At 66.8% G+C, this 16,004-nt stretch carries 12 protein-coding genes; 3 read left to right on the top strand and 9 right to left on the bottom strand.

Going from position 1 to position 16,004, the window contains the following annotated elements:
* Positions 1–130: 130 nt before the first annotated feature.
* Positions 131–2,890 (top strand): TonB-dependent receptor plug domain-containing protein, encoded by a 2,760-nt coding sequence (locus tag VCJ71_RS05960; RefSeq protein WP_324639780.1) that lies wholly within the window; start codon positions 131–133, stop codon positions 2,888–2,890.
* Here VCJ71_RS05960 and VCJ71_RS05955 read toward each other — a convergent pair whose 3' ends face one another.
* From VCJ71_RS05955 to VCJ71_RS05935, 5 genes are all read right to left on the bottom strand, one after another.
* A complete protein-coding gene (locus VCJ71_RS05955; protein WP_324639779.1) occupies positions 2,891–3,679 on the bottom strand; it encodes an alpha/beta hydrolase in 789 nt (262 codons plus the stop codon). It lies immediately after the preceding gene.
* Positions 3,676–5,244 carry a WS/DGAT/MGAT family O-acyltransferase gene (locus VCJ71_RS05950; protein ID WP_324639778.1) on the bottom strand — a complete coding sequence of 523 codons (1,569 nt, stop codon included), beginning with the start codon at positions 5,242–5,244 and terminating at the stop codon, positions 3,676–3,678. The genes VCJ71_RS05955 and VCJ71_RS05950 overlap by 4 nt, the downstream gene beginning before the upstream one ends.
* 109 nt (positions 5,245–5,353) lie before the next feature.
* Positions 5,354–6,526 carry a BaiN/RdsA family NAD(P)/FAD-dependent oxidoreductase gene (locus tag VCJ71_RS05945; protein ID WP_324639777.1) on the bottom strand — a complete coding sequence of 391 codons (1,173 nt, stop codon included), beginning with the start codon at positions 6,524–6,526 and terminating at the stop codon, positions 5,354–5,356.
* Positions 6,523–7,518, bottom strand: a complete 996-nt coding sequence (locus tag VCJ71_RS05940) for an LLM class flavin-dependent oxidoreductase (RefSeq protein WP_324639776.1) — start codon at positions 7,516–7,518, stop codon at positions 6,523–6,525. Before VCJ71_RS05940 ends, VCJ71_RS05945 begins: the two co-directional genes overlap by 4 nt.
* Before the next feature lie 58 nt (positions 7,519–7,576).
* Positions 7,577–8,014: a hypothetical protein gene (locus VCJ71_RS05935; RefSeq protein WP_324639775.1), complete on the bottom strand. Its 438-nt coding sequence runs from the start codon at positions 8,012–8,014 to the stop codon at positions 7,577–7,579.
* A gap of 129 nt (positions 8,015–8,143) precedes the next feature.
* Here VCJ71_RS05935 and uvrC point away from each other — a divergent pair, with 129 nt between their 5' ends.
* Together uvrC and VCJ71_RS05925 are read left to right on the top strand one after the other, a co-directional pair.
* Positions 8,144–10,105 carry an excinuclease ABC subunit UvrC gene (gene uvrC, locus VCJ71_RS05930; protein ID WP_324639774.1) on the top strand — a complete coding sequence of 654 codons (1,962 nt, stop codon included), beginning with the start codon at positions 8,144–8,146 and terminating at the stop codon, positions 10,103–10,105.
* Between the two features lie 205 nt (positions 10,106–10,310).
* Positions 10,311–10,496, top strand: a complete 186-nt coding sequence (locus VCJ71_RS05925; RefSeq protein WP_324639773.1) for a hypothetical protein — start codon at positions 10,311–10,313, stop codon at positions 10,494–10,496.
* A gap of 75 nt (positions 10,497–10,571) precedes the next feature.
* Here VCJ71_RS05925 and VCJ71_RS05920 read toward each other — a convergent pair whose 3' ends face one another.
* The 4 genes from VCJ71_RS05920 to VCJ71_RS05905 all read right to left on the bottom strand — a co-directional run bounded on the left by VCJ71_RS05920 (position 10,572) and on the right by VCJ71_RS05905 (position 15,862).
* Positions 10,572–11,474 (bottom strand): acyl-CoA thioesterase, encoded by a 903-nt coding sequence (locus VCJ71_RS05920; protein ID WP_324639772.1) that lies wholly within the window; start codon positions 11,472–11,474, stop codon positions 10,572–10,574.
* Between the two features lie 25 nt (positions 11,475–11,499).
* Positions 11,500–12,384: a cupin-like domain-containing protein gene (locus VCJ71_RS05915; RefSeq protein ID WP_324639771.1), complete on the bottom strand. Its 885-nt coding sequence runs from the start codon at positions 12,382–12,384 to the stop codon at positions 11,500–11,502.
* Complete coding sequence (locus VCJ71_RS05910) at positions 12,381–13,514, bottom strand: GNAT family N-acetyltransferase (protein ID WP_324639770.1); 1,134 nt, start codon at positions 13,512–13,514, stop codon at positions 12,381–12,383. The genes VCJ71_RS05915 and VCJ71_RS05910 overlap by 4 nt, the downstream gene beginning before the upstream one ends.
* Before the next feature lie 194 nt (positions 13,515–13,708).
* A complete protein-coding gene (locus tag VCJ71_RS05905) occupies positions 13,709–15,862 on the bottom strand; it encodes a sodium-translocating pyrophosphatase (protein WP_324639769.1) in 2,154 nt (717 codons plus the stop codon).
* Positions 15,863–16,004: the final 142 nt, after the last annotated feature.

Genomic DNA, 16,004 nt, shown 5'->3' with positions numbered 1-16,004 from the left:
CCGGTCGGGCGGGCCTGAGTCGCCCAGAGCGGGCCCGCAGCCATGCAACCAAGTCGCTCGTCGACCATTGGCAGCGATTGATACACTTTGCGGCTTGTTTGCCGATCATGCCGGACCCACTAGCGCTGCCATGACATTCTGGACCCCCTCGCTCGGCGCGATCGCCGTTTCCCTGCTTGCCCTGCCCGCCGTCGCCGCTGCGCAGGATGCGCCGCCTCCGGTCGCGCAGGATGCCGATGTCCCGGATGCGGAAGCGCCGGTGGAGGGCGACGAAATCCTTGTCATCGGGCGGTCGCTGCGCGGCCAGATCAATGCGCCCGAAGCGCCGATCATCGAACTGGACGAGGCGGATATCGCTGCCTACGGCGCCAGCTCGATCGCCGATCTCGTCCAGCAGCTGTCGCCGCAGACCAGCTCCGCCCGCGGGCGTGGCGGGGGCGGGCAACCGGTCTTCCTGGTCAACGGCCTGCGCGTTTCGTCCTTCCGCGAATTTCGCAGCTATCCGCCCGAAGCCATCGAACGGGTCGAAGTCCTTCCCGAAGAAGTGGCCCAGCGTTACGGCTTCCCGCCCGACCGGCGGGTGATCAACTTCATCATGAAGGAGAACTACTCCAGCCGCGAGATCGAGGTCGATTACCGCCAGCCGTCTGCAGGCGGGTTCAATCGCACGGGCGTGGAAGGCACGCTGCTGCGGCTGGGCGAGAACGGCCGGCTCAACATCAGCAGCGAATACGAACACCGCACCGACCTGACCGAGGCGGACCGCAGCGTCCTGCAAGCCGGCGGCACGGCATTCCCGGGCGTCGACACGGGCGATTTCCGCACGCTGGTGGGCGAACTGACGGAATTCGAGCTGACGGGCAATTACACCGCCCGCATCGGCGAAGGGGTCACCACGCTCAGCACCAACACCACCTACCTGCGCGAGGAAGGGCGCACGCTGTCGGGCGTCCGGCTGGTGGAGGCGGATGGCACTGTCGACCCGCTCGACCGCCGCACCCGCAGCGATACGCTGTCCTACGGCGGCGCGCTCAATACGCTGCTCGGCGACTGGGACACCGCGCTGACGCTCGACATCCGCCGCGGCGAGAACGAGAGCGAAATCGACCTGCGCCCCGACCCGGCCGATCCGCTGGGCGCCGCAACCGCCTTGTCGCGCACGCAGGACACCGGGCTGAACGGCAAGGCGACCTTCCGCGGCACGCCGCTGGTGCTACCTGCCGGCGAGGTTTCGACGACCTTCGACCTGGGCGGCGACTGGACCCGCGTCGAAAGCCAGGACAGCCGGACCGCACGCGACACCGACCTGTCGCGCCGCAATCTCAACGCGGGCGTCAACGTGACCATCCCGATTGCGGAGCGCGACTTTGCGTGGGGTGCACTGGGCGATTTGGCGCTCAACCTGTCCGCCGGGGTTGAGGATGTCTCCGACTTCGGCACGCTGGGCGATTATAACGCGGGCCTGACGTGGGGCATCTTCGAGAACCTGACGCTGGGCGCGAGCTACACCTATGCCGAGCAGGCCCCCGGCCTGACCCAGTTGGGCGCGGCGCAGGTCGATACGTTCAACGTGCCGGTCTACGATTTCGCGATTAACACGACCTCGCTCGTCACGATGACCAGCGGCGGCAATCCCGACCTTCTGGCCGAGACCCAGCGCGACTGGAAATTCAGCGCCAACTGGCAGCCCTGGTTCTGGGACGATGCGCGCCTCAACGTCGAGTACTTCGACAATTCCTCGCGCAATGTCACCGCGTCCTTCCCCTTTCTGACGCCGGAGATCGAGGCGGCGTTTCCCGGCCGTGTCCAGCGCAACGCATTCGGCGAGCTGGTGGCGCTCGACAGCCGTCCGGTCACCTATGCGCGGCAGGATGCGAGCCGGCTGGCCTTCGGCCTGACTGTGCGCGGCAGCTTCGGCGAAGCGCGGCCGCAGGGTGGCCCGCCCGAGGGCGCCGGCGGACGACCCGGCGGAAGGCCTGCCGCTGCGGGCGAGGGCTCCGGCCGTCCCGAAGGCGCCCGGCCTCGTGGCGGGCCGGGCGGACAGAGTGGGCCGGGCGGCGCTGGCGGCCCTCCCGGCATGAGCGACGAACAGCGCGCCCGCTTCATGGAATTCCGCACGAAGGTTTGTGCCGAAGACGGGATGGATTTCATCCGCCGCTTCGTGGCCGCGGTGGACGGTGACGAGGCCGCGATCGCCGAGATGGGCGAAGGCTTCGATCCGCAGCAGGCGGCAGGCTTCCTGGCACGGTTCCGCAAGGATGACGGCACGGTCGATTTCGAGCGCGTGGCGCAATTCCGTACCATGATTTGCAGCCGGGAGACGGGCGGCGGGCAACAGCAGGCATCTGGCGGCGGCCAGCGTAGCAGCGGCGGAGGCCGACGCGGTGGCGGCATGTTCGGCGGGGGCGACGGGCGGGGGCGCTATTTCGTCAATCTGACCTATAATTACGAGCTGACGAACGAGATCCTGATTGCAGAGGGCGGCCCGCTGCTCGACCTGCTGGATGGCGATGCGGTCGGCAGCAGCGGCAATCCGCGCGGTTCCGCCTCGCTGGAGGCAGGCGCGTTCCGCGATGGCCTCGGCTTGCGACTGTCCGGCCGCTACTCGGGCGCGAGCACGGTGCTCGGCACCGGCGCGCCCGGTTCGACCGATCTTTTCTTCGGCGATCTTGCCACCTTCGACGTACGCCTGTTCGCGGATCTCGGCGAAGTCATCGACAACGAAGGCATCTGGAAAGGCGCGCGGGTTTCCCTGCGGGCGGACAACATCTTCGACACGCGCCGCCGCGTCACGGACGGCAACGGCGATGTGCCCATCGCCTACCAGCCGTTCCTGATCGATCCGGTCGGGCGTTATCTCGGGATCGAATTCCGCAAGCTGTTCTTCTGATCAGTTGATCGTTTTCGGGAAGAACATGGCCGGGATGCCTTCGGGCGCGAAGGGCTTCCATTCGCCTTCGGGCTGGGCCAGCCGGTCGGCGATGGCATAGATCGCCGCCGGGTTGACCCCCAGGCCGATGTGGCTGGCAACGACCTCGATATTCTCGGTATCCTTTTCCGGCTTCTGCACCGATCCGCGCCAGTGGACCACGCCGTCGCTCTTGGTCAGGATCGAGGTGGTCGGAACCGGCGGCGCCTTGCCCAGCCCGGTGAAGCGGCCGTTGCGCAGCGGTTCAGGCTCCTTGCCGTTGAGCATTTCGAACAGGCGCGCGGCGTTGGAATGGCCGCGGTCGTCGCTGATCGGGCTGCCCATGCTGATGACGCTGCGGACCTTGTCCGGGTGCATCTTGGCCAGTTCGCGCGCGAATACTCCGCCCAGGCTCCAGCCGACGATGGAGACCTTGCGCCCTTCGTTGCGCCGGTAGAGCGCATCGAGGCAGCCGCTCATCGCCTCGACCCGCGCATTGTCCACGCGGACGTTGCGGCCGAGGTCCCAGCCGGCAGCGTCATAGCCGAGGTCCAGCAGCAGGCGGCGGAGCGGGGCGGTGGAAAAATCGCTCGCCATGAAGCCCGGCAGCACCAGCACCCCGTGCCCGTCGCCCGACGGAAGGGCGGAATAAAACGGGCGCATGGCGTAGAAACTGGCGACTTCGAACATCGCGCGGGCCGGTTCGGTCAGCGCGAACAGCGGGCTCGGCGGACGCGCAGCGAGCTCTTCGGTCATCGTGGTGGCGGTCATGCGGTTTGCGTCCCTTTCTTCGCGCGCGGCTTTTTCGCCGGCGCCTTTTTCTTCGCTGCGGCCTTCTTCGCTGCCGCTTTCTTGGCGGCAGGCTTCTTCTTCGCCGGAGCCTTCCTTGCGGGCTTCCCATCTGCCTTGGCCCCACCGTTACTCGCGGCAAGGTCGCGCAGTTCCTCGAAACTCTCGCGGATGCAGCCCGCATAGAATTCGGGATCGGGCAGCAGGTCGCGGCAGGCGGTGAAGGCGATCGTCGCCTCGTCGACATAGGATTGGACCGTGTGGGCGAGGCCGAGCCCGTCGGCGAGGCAGATGAGGCCCATCTGGCTTTCGAGCTTCGCCCCGCTCGAATAGATCGGCACCGGCGGGCCCGGCACGTTGGTCACCACCGTATTATACGGCATCTTCACCCGGTTCGCGAGGCCCAGCTGGGTGTAGAGCCGCGCGCCCAGCGCCATGAACAGGGCGGGGGAGACCTTGCTAATTTCGGTCATGTTGCGGGCGCCCATCGCGTCGGTCATCGCCTTGGAATTGACCGTTTGCGCGTGGCAGTATTGCAGCCGCTCCACCGGGTCTTCGATATGCGTGCCGAGCGGTGCGATCATGGCGGCGACCTGGTTGCCCATGTCGCCCTTCTCGTCCTTCGCGCGGACCGAGATCGGCGCCATCGCCGTCATCGTCCGCTTGGGCAGATCGTCCTTCGCAAGCAAATACCGGCGCAGGCCCCCACCGACGATGGCGAGGAAGACGTCGTTGACCTTGCTACCTGGCGCAAGGGCGCGGATCGCCTTGATGTCGGCCAGCGGCACGCTGATCCCCTCGACGACGCGGCTGGCGGAAATCTTGCGGTTGAAGCGGGTGCCGGGCGGGATCAGGTCACGCTCCAGCTTGAAGTCCTTTTGCACCGCGCCTTTCAGCGCATTGGCCATGCCCGGCATCGCCTTTGCGGCCACTTCCAGCTGCTTCATCGGATTGGTGATCGCCCCGACGTAGCTCTTGGCGAGCAATTCGGCGGGGCCGGGAATCTTTTCCGGCTTCCACGTGTCGGGCGTGTCGGGCGGCGGCGCGTCCGGCACCAGCGTGTGCATCGCTTCCAGCAGGTCGACCCCGCTCATCCCGTCGATCGCAGCATGGTGGACCTTGGTCACCATCGCATAGCTGCCCTTGGGCACGCCTTCGACACCGTCGAGCCCTTCCACCACCGTGAATTCCCACGGCGGGCGCGTCAGGTCGAGTGGGCGGGCGAAGATGCGCGCGGCCTGGATGCACAATTGCCGCCAGTCGCCCGGCTTGGGCAGGGCGATATGGCGGACGTGGTATTCGAGGTCGAAATTCGGGTCCTCGATCCAGTACGGATAATCGAGGTCGAACGGCACGCGGACCATGCGCTGGCGGATCGTGCGTGACAGCTGCATCCGGCTTTCGAAAAAGGCGAGGATGTCCTTGAAACGGACGAAGCCGCCGGGCGCGGTGGCAGGGTTGTAGATGAGGATGGAGCCGATGTGCATCGGCGAGGTCGGCGTTTCCATCGCCACGAAACTGGCGTCCATGCCCTGCAATTGGCGCATGTATATCTCCCGCGCGGCCCGCTTTTCCGCGGGCTCAAGCGGGGGAAGCTAGCAGAGGGCGGTGCCCGGTCAACTTGCCGCTCCCGTCAAAGGCGCGGATATCCGTGCCTTACAGTGCCTCGCCCGCCGCGACACCGCTGGCCCAGGCCCACTGGAAATTGTACCCGCCGAGCCAGCCGGTGACGTCCACCGCTTCGCCGATGGCGTACAGGCCGGGGTGCCTCTTCGCTTCCATCGTCCGGGAGGAAAGTTCGGCGGTGGAGATGCCCCCGGCGGTCACCTCCGCCTTCGCAAAGCCTTCGGTGCCGTTGGGGAGGAAGGTCCAGCGGCGCAGGCGGTCCTCCGCGGCGCGCAAGGCCTTGTCGCCGGTGTTGCCCAGATCGCCCTCGATCCCCAGCCGCTCCGCCAGCGTATCGGCCAGGCGCTGCGGCAGCGCGTCGCGAAGCAGGCTGCGCAACGTGGCGCGGGGCTGGGCGCTTTTCGCGTCCAGTAGCCAGCCTTCGGCATGGTCCGGCAGCAGGTTCACGGTCACCGGCTCGCCGTGTTTCCAGTAGCTGCTCGCCTGCAGGATCGCCGGTCCACTGAGGCCGCGGTGGGTGAACAGCGCCGCCTCGCGGAACGCGGCCTTGCCCGCGCGGGCTTCCACGTCGGCGGATACGCCGGAAAGGTCGCGGAACAAGATGTCCTCGCCCCCCAGCGTCAGCGGGACGAGTGCGGGGCGCGGCTCGACCACCTTGAGGCCGAATTGCCGCGCAAGGTCATAGGCGATGCCGGTCGCGCCCATCTTCGGGATTGACGGCCCTCCGGTGGCGATCACGAGACTGTCCGCACGGTAGCTCGCCGCCCCGGTGGTGACCGTGAAACCTTCCCCATGGGCAACTCCGGCCACTTCTTCGCCGCAACGGATTTCGCCCTCGCCCTTGGCGCATTCGGCCAGCAGCATGTCGACGATCGCCTGCGCGCGTCCGTCGCAGAACAACTGGCCGAGCGTCTTTTCGTGATAGGCGATGCCGTAGCTTTCGACGAGCTCGACGAAGTCCTGCGCGGTGTAGCGGGCGAGCGCCGACTTCGCGAAATGCGGATTGGCGGAAAGATAGTTCGCCGGCCCCGCGCCGCGGTTGGTGAAATTGCACCGCCCGCCGCCGGAAATGAGGATTTTCTTCCCCGGCCGGTCGGATTTTTCGAGCACCAGCACGCGCTTGCCCCGCTGGCCGGCGCGTGCGGCGCACATCAGCCCGGCCGCGCCCGCGCCAAGCACGATCGCGTCGTAACGGGCGCTCACGCCGGTTCGAAAGCGGCCAGCGCTTCGGCGGTTAGCCTGAGCGATTTTTCGCGCGCTTCGGGATCGTATGTCGCGCCGGCGACGATGATTTCGTCCGCCTGCGTGCGCGCAACGAAAGCCTCGACCTGTTCGCGCACCGTGGCAGGGCTGCCGACGGCGCTCGCCTGGCTCACATGGTCGAGCATCCGCCGCGCCATGGGATCGAGCGTGTCGCGGTAATTCGCGACCGGCGGCGGCAGCTTGCCCGGTGTGCCGGTGCGCAGGCGGACGAAGGCCTGCAGCTGGCTGGTCGAGAGCGTCTGCGCGGCCTCGTCGGTTTCGGCCGCGAACACATTCATCGCCACCATCACGTGTGGCCTGTCCAGCGTCTCGGACGGCTGGAAATTGCGGCGATAGACCGCCAGCGCCTCGTCCAGGTGGTCGGGCGCGAAGTGGGCGGCGAAGGCATAGGGCAACCCGAGCGCAGCGGCGAGCTGCGCGCCGAACAGGCTGCTGCCGAGCATCCACATCTCGATATCGGCACCGAAGCCCGGCGTCGGGCGCAGGCCGACGTCGGGATGGCCGGCAAAGTAGGCGCGCAGTTCCTGCACGTCCTGCGGGAAATCCTGTGCAGCGTGGCCCAGGTTCTTGCGAAAGGCACGCTGGATGCGACCGTCCGCGCCCGGCGCCCGGCCCAGTCCCAGGTCGATCCGGCCCGGAAACAGCGCGTCGAGCGTGCCGAACTGCTCCGCGATCACGAAGGGGTTGTGGTTGGGCAACATGATCCCGCCCGAACCGATACGGATGGTGCTGGTGGCGTGGCCGACATGCGCCAGCACGACGCTGGCCGCGCCGCCCGCGATGCCCTCCATCGCATGGTGTTCCGCCACCCAGAACCGCTTGTAACCCGCATCCTCCGCCACCTTCGCCAGCGAGGCGGCCGAGGCGTAGGCTTGCGGCAAGGTGCCGCCTTCGCGGATGGGGACGAGGTCGAGGACGGAAAGCTGTGTCATGCGCTCCAGATGGGAAGCGCAGGCCGGCTTGTCGACCTTCGCGACGCCTGAGCGGCGATCAGCCCATCAGTTCGGCGGATTTGGCATAGGGATCCCCTATGTCCGCCATGCCGGACTTGTCGCCGTTACACATGAAGGCTTCGTAGTCGGCGCCGGGAGATCCATCGCGAATGGGCTCTGGCGGCAGGTCGAGCACTTCGGATGCGACCACGCTGCCGTATCCGTCGATCACGGTCATCGAATACAGCTTCCATTCGCGCGTGTCGCAATGGAGGATGATCTCCGCTTCCATGAATTCCAGCCCGGACCCGTCGTGCTGGGCGATCAGGATCAGCGCGGCCCGGTTCGCCTGCGATCCGGAAACGCTGTCGACATCGATATAGCCGATCGTCGACCCGTCGTCGGTGACGTACCACCAGTCTTCCGCCATCGCGGCGGCCGGGGTGGCAAGGGCGGCGGCGGCGCAGGCGGCGGCCGCAAGGCGAAATGCTGGCATGGAAAACTCCCCTCCGGCGGCGAAACTGCCGCTGCTCTTCCACGCTGCTACAGCCGCGTAAATTGTCGATTAACGCAAGGAAATTCCGCGCGGTGGTGACGGGGCGGCGACACCGCCTATATAGGCGCGATGGCGCGCACCCCGGCAGGCTCTCCCCACGATCCGCGTGGCAAGGAACGGTTCAACGAAGAACGCGCGACCTACACCGTCGCGGGCGCGAAGCCCGACCTCGAAACCGGGGTCAAGGCCATCCGCGAGGTGGTGAAGACGCTGAAGCCCAAGCCCGGCGTCTACCGTATGCTCGATACGCGGGGCGATGTCCTCTACGTCGGCAAGGCGCGCAGCCTGAAGGCGCGGGTGGCGAACTACACCCAGCCCAAGGGACTATCCAACCGCCTCGTCCGCATGATCGGCCAGACGCGGGCGATGGAAATCGTCACCACCAATTCGGAAGCGGAGGCGCTGCTGCTGGAAGCGCAGTTCATCAAGCGCTTCCGCCCGCCGTTCAACGTTCTGCTGCGCGACGACAAGAGCTTCCCTTTCATCCTTTTACGCGCCGACCACGATTTCCCGCGCATCATGAAGCATCGCGGCGCGCGCCGGGCGAAGGGCAATTACTACGGGCCCTTCGCAAGCGCAGGCTCGGTCAACAAGACGCTGAATGCACTGCAGAAACTGTTCCTTTTGCGCAGCTGCACCGACAGCTTCTTCAACAACCGCGACCGGCCGTGCCTGCTTTACCAGATCAAGCGCTGCAGCGCGCCCTGCGTCGGCCGGATCGACGAGGCGGGCTATGCCGAGCTGGTGGGCGAGGCGAAGGATTTCCTCGCCGGCAAGTCGGGCAAGGTGCAGGCCAAGATCGAAACGCAGATGGCGAAGGCCGCGCAGGACCTGGACTTCGAAACCGCGGCCATGCTGCGCGACCGGCTGCGCGCGGCGACCTTCATCCAGGGGTCGCAGGCGGTGAATGCGGCGGGCGTGGGCGATGCCGACGTCTTCGCGCTGGCGGATAAGGGCGGCAGCATCGCGGTGCAGGCCTTCTTCATTCGCGGCGGGCAGAACTGGGGGCACCGGGCCTTCTTCCCCCGCAACACCGGCGACATCGACCTTGCCGAAGTGCTCGCCGACGTGCTGACCCAGTTTTACGAAGAGGTGCCGCCGCCGCGCACCATTCTCGTCGACCGGGCGCTGGAAGAAGGCGAGCTGCTGGCCGAGGCGTTCTGCGCCAGCGCCGGGCACAAGGTGGATATCAGCGTGCCCCAGCGCGGGGACCGCCGGCGGCTGATGGAACAGGCGCAGCGCAACGCGGTGGAAGCGCTCGACCGGCGGCTGGCGGAAAGCGGCACGCGGGCGAAGACCTGGCGGGAAATGGCCGAATTCCTCGAGCTGGAAGAGGCCCCCCAGCGCGTCGAGATCTACGACAACAGCCATATCCAGGGCGACAAGGCGCTGGGTGCGATGGTCGTCGCTTCGCCGGAAGGGCTGGAGAAGGGCCAGTACCGCAAGTTCAACATCAAGACCGCGCAGACGAACGACGATTTCGGCATGATGCGCGAGGTGATGCGGCGGCGCTTCCGCAACCTTGCGGAGAACCCGGACGGCGAGGAAGGCAAGGCGAACAGCCACGAGACGATCTGGCCCGACCTGCTGCTGATCGACGGCGGCAAGGGGCAGGTCTCCAGCGTAATGGCCGTGCTGGAGGAGCTGGGCATCGCGGACCGGCTGGCCGTGGTCGGCATCGCCAAGGGCCCGCATCATGGGCGCGAGGGGCGCGAGGTGTTTCATTTTCCCGACGGGCGCGAAAAGACGCTGCCGACCAATTCGCCGGTGCTGTTCTTCCTGCAGACCCTGCGCGACGAGGTCCACCGCTTCGCCATCGGCGCCCACCGCGCCAAACGCAGCCGTGCGATCAGCGCATCGCCGCTCGACGAAATCCCCGGGATCGGCCCGTCACGAAAGCGAGCCCTGCTGCTGAATTTCGGCACCGCCGGAAAAGTCCGCGCCGCCAGCCTCGAAGACCTGATGCGCACCCCCGGCATCAGTGAAGGCGTGGCGCGGAAGGTCTACGATTTCTACCACGCGGGTGGGTGAGTGGACGTCACGCTGCTTGCGATTACTGGCGACGCCGCGCAACAATTCACTCTGCGTCTCAGAGTTTCGTCGTTCCGCAATTTGTGCAGATTAGCTAGATAAAACATTCTAGTTACAACGGCTTAGAACACAAGTCGGATTTCTTACCGCCTAAAGTTTCCGGATATTGCAGTGGCCAATCACGGCATTCGAAAGGAAACTTGAAATGAAAATGATCATCGATCTTGCAGTCGCTGAAATCGCAGAAGTGAGTGGCGGATCAGAACCTACCGCTACTGCACCCGAAACGGTGTCGTCGCCCGAAGTGACAGTCGCCGAGTGTCCGGCAGGCACCACGATGTATGTCGTCACCGGCGACAACAAGGCGATCATCACCTGCATCAAGGAATGACCTGCCTGCGTGACGGTCCTATTATGGACCGTCACGCCCTTCTTAAGGAGGCTTGCTCTTCCTCGGTTGACAAACTTACCCCCGCGCGTCCCGGATCATGCCCTCTTGCGCGACGCTGGCGACCAATCTTCCTTTGGCGGCGAAAATGCTACCGCGGTTGAAGCCGCGCGATCCGCCGGTCCAGGGGCTGTCGGTCGAATAGAGCAGCCATTCGTCGGCGCGGAAAGGTTCGTGGAACCAGATCGCATGGTCGAGGCTGGCGCTCTTCAGCTCACCGCGTGCCCAGCTGAGGCCGTGCGGCAGCGCGCTGGTGCCGAGCAGCTGCATGTCCGAGAGCCACGCGAGCGCCGCGCGGTGGAGGCGCGGATCGTCGGGTAGCGGGGCCTTGACCCGGAACCATGCGTGCTGGATCGGCTCGGCGGGGCCGGTGCGCTCCCAGTGCCGTTCACCGACCGGGCGGATCTCTATCGGGCGTTCCTGCAACAGGATCCGCTTGAACGGGCCGTCGACCTTTTCCGCGATCGCGCGCCGGGCTGCGTCCTCGCTTTCCAGCTCGTCCGGTCCGGGCACGTCCGGCATCTGCGGCAACTGGTGGTGAAGACCGGCCTGCTGTTTCTGGAAACTCGCCGCCAGGTTCAGGATCGGGCGCAATTCGCCATTCTCGCCGCCCGGTTGCAGGGCGACGACGCGGCGGTTGGAGAAGCTGCCGCCGTCGAACTGGCGGTCCACCTTCAGCGTGATGTCGTGCTCCTCGCTGCCGCCGCGCAGGAAATATGCGTGGAGCGAGTGGGCGTGGCGATCTTCCGCCACGGTGCTTTCGGCCGCAGCGAGCGCCTGCGCGATCACCTGCCCGCCGAAGACGCGGCCGATGCCGTCGCCCTTGCGCGGCGCGGTGAATACGTCGTCGCCTTCGTCGGTCAGCGTGAACAGGCGCATCAGCCGCGCCACGAGCTCTTCAGGGGGAGTGCTGTCGGTCATCGCGCGCTGCGATGGCGGGGCAGGCCTATCCGGTCAAGCGCGCCTTTCGCAGGACCTTCCACCCGAGCGACTTGGCGCGGTTGGCATGCGGCCAGCGGCCCGGTGCTGCGGGGCGCAGGCCGATGCGGCGCAGCACGGCGTTGAAAGCGCGCGCCTCGCTTTCGGCATAGCTCCACTCGCTGCGCCAGGTGATCGACAGGCTGATCGAGGACGCCGGGCCATTCCGCACGAAATGCGGTGCCATGACCGGCACGAACAGCGCGTCGCCGGGCGACAGGGCGAATTCGGTGCCGTGGGGCAGCATGTCGTCGCTCCATGTCAGTTCGCGCGGTCCGCCGGTGTGATAGGCCTCGTGCACCGTATCGGGCGCGAAGCCGGTATCGCCGGCGGGGAACTGGGTCATCGCCTTGGTGCCTTCGAGCTGCAGCAGGATATTGTGCTCCGGATCGAAGTGATAGGGCGTCACCGCGTTCGGGCTGGAGATGAAGACGAAGGCTTGCGGCGTCAGCATCGCGCCGGTCCTTGCCTCGATGGCGGGACGCAATTCGCCCAGCAGATCGTGCAGCAGCGCGGCATATTCGGGCACCTGCTCCACGTTCTTCAGCACCGCCCAGCTGCCTGCATCGTGGATTGTGCGGATGGTCTCCGCAATCGAGAGGCCGGTCGCGCCCGGCTTCCCGTCCACGCCGATGGGCAGGTCGCCGCGATTGTATTCGATCGAGCGTGCGGGGATCTGGCCGGCAAGCTCCGCCAGCGCATCGAGGGCGAGGAGCGGATGGTCGCGCAAACCGTGGGAGAGGATGTGCGGCTGTTCCGGATAATGCGCGGCAAAGCGGCTGCGGGCGGCGGCGTCGAACACCGTCGCGGCGGAGAGCGTGGTCGAGGCGGAGAGGGCGGTCATCTCGGTCATGCGGCGGTTTCCCGGGCTAGCAGGCGGGCGAAGAGCGCGCGGCGGCGCGGTCCGCCGATGGCGACGGAGTAGCGGCCGATGGCGCGGCGGTCGGGCCAAAGCTTGTCGATCATGGGATGGTCCTCGGCCGCGCAGCTGTCGCACCAGGCGATATCCTCGCGCTCCAGCAGGGCGAGGTTGTGCTGCTGCAGCAGTACGCCGGGGCTGAAGCGGGCGTAATCCTCGTCGAAGGCGGTCTTGTAGGCGAAGGCGCCGGGCGGGGTGAGGAAGTTTGCCAGCATGGCGATGGGCTTGCCATCGAGAGTGAGGGCGAGGCGCTCCAGCCGTCCGCGCCGCGCCGCGCCTTCCAGCGCCTGTGCGAACAGCGCGGCTGTGCGCGGATCGCTGCCCATCGGGTTGCCGCGCTTGCCCTTCCAGCCGCGCGCTTCCAGGTCGAGGAAATCGCGGGTCCAGCTGGCGAGGCCTTCCGCATCGGTACGGCGAGTGAATTCCAGCGCGCCTTCTTCGGACAGGCGCTTGGCCTGGCGGCGCAGTTCCTTGCGCTTCTTGCCGTTCAGCGACTGCTCCCAATGCGCCTGCGGTGTCAGGCCGTGCTGCAGGATGGCGCGCTCGTGGCGGTGGACGATGGCGCAGGGGCGCGCCTGCTCTTCCGCGACCGCTTCGAGCGCGCGGGAGAGCGTGGTGCCGAGCGGCATGTCGCGCAGGTGCAGGAACAGCGCCGCGCCGGCGTGCTCGTCCGCCCATGCGAGCAGCGCGCGCCAGAAGGCTTTCTCGCAGCCGCGGGCGACCAGCGGTGAGCCGAGGAATGCGTTGCCGTGCAACCACCCGGCGAGGTGGGGAAGGGGATAGCGCCAGTAAAACGCCCGGTGTTTCACCGGCAGCAGGCCGCACAGCGTGCCATCGTTATAGAGGCATAGCAGGCGGACCGATCCCGCCCGGCCAAGCGCTTCGATGGCCGGGCGCAGGTACCAGCTTTCGGCGAAGGGGTTGGGTTCTGCGGCCAGTGCTGCCAGCGCGTCCCACTCCGCATTGTCTACCTCGGCAACAGACCGCGCACACATCTCGAAGCGCGGCGCCACCACCGGCTGCGGGTTCGCATCTGCGTGGATATCGAGAGCCCTGCTGGCCAAGACTGCCCCTGTTTGCCCCGCGGCGACATTGCCGCAATTGGCGCCTAGCAGGGAAAGCCGAAGCAAGGTTTAACCGTATAATCCGCGTCCCCGAACCGGACGGGGGCCGCTGCAATCGTTAACGCCCCAAATGCGAAGGCCCCGCCCGGCGCGAACCGGACGGGGCCTTGGCTTGCCCGATTTGGGCGTTTCGATCAGCCGTGGGCCAGCGCGGCGAGCAGCAGCAGCGCCACGATGTTGGTGATCTTGATCATCGGGTTCACGGCGGGGCCGGCGGTATCCTTGTATGGATCGCCGACCGTGTCGCCCGTCACCGCGGCGTGGTGGGCATCGCTGCCCTTGCCGCCGTGGTTGCCGTCCTCGATGTACTTCTTGGCGTTGTCCCAAGCGCCGCCGCCGGCGGTCATGGACAGGGCCACGAACAGGCCGCCCACGATCACGCCCAGGAGCAGGGCGCCCAGCGCCGCAAAGGCACTTTCCTGCCCGGCAATGGCGAGGATCGCGAAATAGACCACGATCGGTGCCAGCACCGGCAGCATCGACGGCACGATCATTTCCTTGATCGCAGCCTTGGTGACGAGGTCCACGGTGCGGGCATAGTTGGGACGGCTGGTGCCTGCCATGATGCCCGGGTCGCCCGCGAACTGTTCGCGCACGTCCTTAACCACATCGCCTGCGGCGCGGCCCACTGCCGTCATGCCCATCGCGCCGAACAGGTAGGGCAGCAATGCACCCAGCAGCAGCCCAACGATGACGTAGGGGTTCTCGAGTGAGAAATCGACGTCGGCATCGGGGAAGAACTGCGCCAGGTCGGTGGTGTAGGCGGCGAATAGCACCAGTGCGGCAAGACCGGCCGAACCGATGGCATAGCCCTTGGTCACGGCCTTGGTGGTGTTGCCCACGGCGTCGAGCAGGTCGGTCCGTTCGCGGACGCTGTCGTCCAGCCCGGCCATTTCGGCGATCCCGCCGGCATTGTCCGTCACCGGACCGTAAGCGTCGAGCGCCACGACCATGCCGGCCAGCGCCAGCATCGCGGTGGCCGCATAGGCGATGCCCATGAGACCTGCGAGCTGGAACGAGATGATGATGCCGGCCACGATCACGATGGTCGGCAGCGCGGTCGATTCAAGGCTGATGGCAAGGCCCTGGATCACGTTGGTCCCGTGGCCCGTTTCCGATGCCTTGGCGATGGACTTCACCGGGCGATAGTTGGTGCCGGTGTAGTATTCGGTGATCCAGATGATCAGGCCCGTGATGACGAGGCCCAGCATCGCGCACCAGAACAGGTCCATGCCGGTGAAGCTGGCGAGGGCGGCGGTGCCTTCCTCTGCCAGCGGCGCGCCGGGGTCGACATTGCCCAGGTTCTCGCCGCCGCCGATGGGCGTGGTCATGTCGCCGAGCGCCCAGTTGGTGACGAGGTAGATAAGCGGAATCGCGAGCACGGCGGTAACGATGAAGCCCTTGTACATCGCGCCCATCACGTTGGTCCCGCCGCCGAGGCGGACGAAATAGGTGCCGATGATGCTGGTGACGATGCAGGCACCGCCGATCAGCAGGGGCAGCGCCATCAGCGGCAGCAGCTGGTCACCGAGATCGGTCAGCAGCAGCGCGGTCAGCACCATGGTGGCGCCGACGGTCACGACATAGGTTTCGAAAAGGTCGGCGGCCATGCCGGCGCAGTCGCCGACGTTGTCGCCCACGTTATCGGCAATCACGGCCGGGTTGCGCGGATCGTCTTCGGGAATGCCCGCTTCGACCTTGCCGACCAGGTCGGCGCCGACGTCTGCGGCCTTGGTGAAGATGCCGCCGCCGAGGCGCGCGAAGATCGAGATGAGCGAGGCGCCGAAGGCAAGGCCGACGAGCCCGTCGACCACTTCGCGGCTGTTGGGTGCCAGCGTCATCGGCCCGATCAGGACGAGGAAGAACACAGCAATGGCCAGCAGCGCGAGGCCGGCGACCAGCATCCCGGTGATGGCCCCTGCGCGAAACGCGATGGTCAGGCCCTGCTGCAGCCCGCTTTGCGCGGCAGCCGCGGTGCGGACGTTGGAGCGGACCGAGATGTTCATCCCGATGTAGCCCGCCACGCCCGACAGCACGGCGCCGATCAGGAAGCCGACGGCCGGGATGACGCCCAGGAATACGCCGACGAGGACGGCCACGACCACGCCGACGATGGCAATGGTGGTGTACTGGCGGTTGAGATAGGCCTGCGCGCCTTCCTGGATCGCGCCGGCAATTTCCTGCATCCGCTCGTTGCCGGCACCGGCCCCGAGCACCTGTCGGCTGGTGACGAAGCCGTAAAGCACGGCCAGCACACCCAGCGCGATCGCTGTGTAAACGAATATCATCGGGTTGTTCCCCTCTCCCAGATCACATTGATGTGAAAAGCCCCCTCGTGAAAGCGGGGGGCGTTGGGGCAAGGGGTATAAGCAAAGGCGGGGGCGGCGCAAGCCCCGCAAACCGCCGGTTTCCCACAGTCCGCCCGCATGC

This window comes from Pseudoblastomonas aquimaris, assembly GCF_035481675.1.
In the GTDB taxonomy this organism is placed as follows: domain Bacteria; phylum Pseudomonadota; class Alphaproteobacteria; order Sphingomonadales; family Sphingomonadaceae; genus Alteriqipengyuania_B.
The sequence above is the reverse complement of the archived record's forward strand: the minus strand, read 5'-3'. Positions and strand labels throughout refer to the sequence as shown.